This is a genomic window from Bradyrhizobium sp. P5_C11_2 (assembly GCF_054049755.1).
The window spans coordinates 1-3,143 of record NZ_JBFULT010000720.1; the positions used below are offsets into that span (position 1 = coordinate 1).

Sequence of the window (3,143 nt, forward strand, 5' to 3'; positions counted from 1 at the left end):
CTGCCCAACATTCCGGGCTATCCGAGCAGCGAACACAATTACGCCTGGCTGCTGGAGGCCCGCAACAAGAAGAGCATCGCGCTCGACCTCTCCAAGCCGGAGGCGCAGGCCGTGCTCTACAAGCTGGTGGAAGAGACCGACGTCTTCATCACCAACATGCCGCCGCCGGTGCGCGCCAAGCTCGGCATCACCTATGACCACCTCGCCCATCTCAACGACCGGCTGATCTACGCCTCCTTCACCGGCTATGGCGAGAAGGGCGAGGAGGCCAACAAGCCCGGCTTCGACAGCAACGCCTATTGGGCGCGCTCCGGCCTGATGGACCTGGTCCGCGCCGACATCGACACCACGCCGGCCCGTTCGGTCGCAGGCATGGGCGACCATCCCTGCGCCATGGCCCTGTACAGTGCGATCGTCACCGCGCTGTATCAGCGCGAGAAGACCGGCAAGGGCTCGCATGTCGCCTCCAATCTGATGGCGAACGGGGTGTGGGCCGCGGGCACGCTGGCGCAGGCCAAGCTCAGCGGCGCCAAATTCGCCGAGAGGCGGCCGCGCGAGCGCGCGCTCAACGCTGTCGCCAACCACTATCAGTGCAAGGACGGCCGCTGGCTGATCCTGTCGCTGCTGAGCGAGGAGAAGCAGTTTCCGACGCTGGCCAAATGCCTCGGACGCGAGGATTTGATCGCCGATCCACGCTTTGCCACAAAGGCCGACCGTCACGCCCGCTCGGTCGAGCTGATCAAGATCTTTGACGAGACCTTCGCTACCAAGGATCTCGCCGAATGGCGAAAAATCCTCGACGGCAACGGGTTGGTGTTCGGCATCGTCGGAATTCTCGACGACATCCCGAATGACAAGCAGATGCTCGACAACGAAGTGCTGGTGCCGTTCGAGAACGACACCATGCTGACCATCTCGAGCCCGATCTGGATCGACGGCACCAAAAAGGTGCAACCGCGCAAGCCGCCCGGCGTCGGCGAGCACAGTGACGAGATTTTGCGCGGGGCGGGATACGACGAGGCGGCGATCAAGCAGCTGCGGGGTTCGGGGGCGGTGGGGTAAGGGCGCGCTGGCGCCACATACTCCGCCGTCGTCCCGGCGAAGGCCGGGACCCATATCCCAGAGTGAGAGTTGTCGCGCAAAGCCGGCAACTCCRAGTCTTCGCCAAACCAMRTTCGGTGGCTATGGGTCCCGGCCTTCGCCGGGACGACGATGACGTGATAGCTTTGCCTCCACAACTACCGTCGCCGTGAGGTCCCATGCCCAGCTATCGCCTGCACTACTTCCCCGAATCCGGCAACAGCTACAAGCTGGCGCTGATGCTGACGCTGTGCGGCGAGAGGTTCGAGCCGGTCTGGACCGATTTCGGCGGCGGCGTCACCCGCACGCCGGAGTGGCGCAAGACCGTGAACGAGATGGGCGAGATCCCGGTGCTCGAGGTCGATGGCGTGAAGATGACGCAGACCGCGCCCCTCCTGCTCAAGCTTGCCGACCAATACGGGCGTTTTGGCGCCGAGACGGAGGAGGAACAGTTCGAGCTGTTGCGCTGGCTGTTCTGGGACAACCACAAGCTCACCGGCTACATGGCGACCTACCGCTTCATGCGGGCGTTTACGCAAAGCAACGATCCGCAGGTGTTGAAGCACTTCCGCCGGCGGCTCGACGACTTCCTCGACATCCTCGACGGGCACCTCCAGCACAATGCCTTCGCGATCGGTGCGCGGCCGACGGTCGCCGATATCTCGATGATGGCCTATCTGCACTATCCGAGCGACGAGCACGGCTTTGATTTCGCGGAAAGCCATCCCGCCATCCACGCCTGGCTCGGCCGTATGGCGGCGCTGCCCGGCTGGAAATCGGCCTATGACCTGCTGCCCGGCAAGCGGATGACGAACTACGCGAAGTGAGGGCGCGACGCTCTCTCTTCTCCCTCTCCCCGTTCTTACGGGGAGAGGGTTGGGGTGAGGGGCTGCCTCCGCAAATTCGGTGAGAGTCGGACTCGCGGAGAGCCCCCTCACCCGGAATCCGCGCTTCGCGCGCATTCCGGCCTCTCCCCGCACGCGGGGAGAGGCGAAAGGAAATCTTCGCGTCCAACTACCGCAACGCCAGCCAGCCGAGCGTGAACAGAATTCCGCCGACGATGACGACCACCGCGACCGCCCAGGTGCTGACGCGGATGCTGCCGGTGACCTGCTTGGCTTCCTCATTGCGCGCGATCTCGCGATTGCGCTTCTTGTCGGCGTCACTCGTGTCCGTCATGGGGAATCCAAACCGGTTGGAGGCGGCCTAACGCGTCTTGATGAAGCACATGCCGATGCGGCTCGAGGCCGCGGCAGCCTGACAGGTGAGACCTTTAGCACAGGTCCATGACGTAAAACTCTTGTCGGCCGCCCCCGATCCCGGATTCTGCAGATAACAATGCGCGCCCCAGCCGTCCTGGTACTCGGTCCCGGCCAGCTCCGGGCTGCCGCGGGTTTGCGGGCGGCTGGAAAAACCGCGAGAGAAATCAGGGCGTTTGCCCGCGGCAAATGAGGTCAAGATGTCGCGGCGGCGGAGCTGGTCGCCGAAGAAGTGCGGCGAGGCCGGCACGATGGTGGAATTGGAGGGCTTGTCCGCAAGCCAATCCACGCCCGGGAAATGAAAGCCGCCGATGCCGCGGGTCTGGTGGCAGCCCGAGCAGGTGACGTCGTTGAGGCGGCGCTGGAAGCCGGCGACCGAGCGGACATTCTGCATGTCGATACCGCGCGCGGCAGCCTGCTTCAGCGCGCCGACGACATCGTCGTCGGTGAAGACGGGATCGCCCTTGCTCTTGTCCTCCCCCTGCATCATCCCGAATTCCGGCTGCAAGTCCGATGCATCGAAGCCCGCCGGCGTCGGCGCGATTGCGGCTTTGGCCAGGAATTTTTCGGGGATCAGCACCGTACCGCGATCGAACGCGCGAAGGTTCTCCGGCGCGAGCAGCCAGGCCTTGAAGTCGCGCCGGAGCGTATCGTCCGCGCGGATGCGGTCACGATCGATCTGGTTCTCCAGCGTCGATTCCTCGAAACGCTTCGTGGCGGCGTCGTACTTGAACACTTTCAGGAGATAGTCGGAGCGGAAATCGTGCAGCGCCGATTTCGGCGCGATCGAGATCTGGATGTTGG

Annotated in this window: 3 protein-coding genes and 1 pseudogene; 2 read left to right on the forward strand and 2 right to left on the reverse strand. The window is 64.1% G+C overall.

Translation table 11 applies throughout. The annotated features are described in order from the left end of the window. A partial coding sequence (locus tag ACXJL8_RS37495) for a CaiB/BaiF CoA transferase family protein (protein WP_456686656.1) occupies window positions 1-1,062 on the forward strand: 1,062 nt, incomplete at its 5' end. 197 nt (window positions 1,063-1,259) lie between these two features. Continuing rightward, window positions 1,260-1,907: a glutathione S-transferase family protein gene (locus tag ACXJL8_RS37500; RefSeq protein WP_456622584.1), complete on the forward strand. Its 648-nt coding sequence runs from the start codon at window positions 1,260-1,262 to the stop codon at window positions 1,905-1,907. A 187-nt stretch (window positions 1,908-2,094) separates the two neighbouring features. Here the strand turns inward: ACXJL8_RS37500 and ACXJL8_RS37505 are convergent, their stop codons facing one another. Further along, window positions 2,095-2,259: a hypothetical protein gene (locus tag ACXJL8_RS37505; RefSeq protein WP_456622585.1), complete on the reverse strand. Its 165-nt coding sequence runs from the start codon at window positions 2,257-2,259 to the stop codon at window positions 2,095-2,097. A gap of 27 nt (window positions 2,260-2,286) precedes the next feature. Beyond that, a pseudogene (locus tag ACXJL8_RS37510) lies at window positions 2,287-3,143 on the reverse strand (hypothetical protein); the annotation flags it as partial.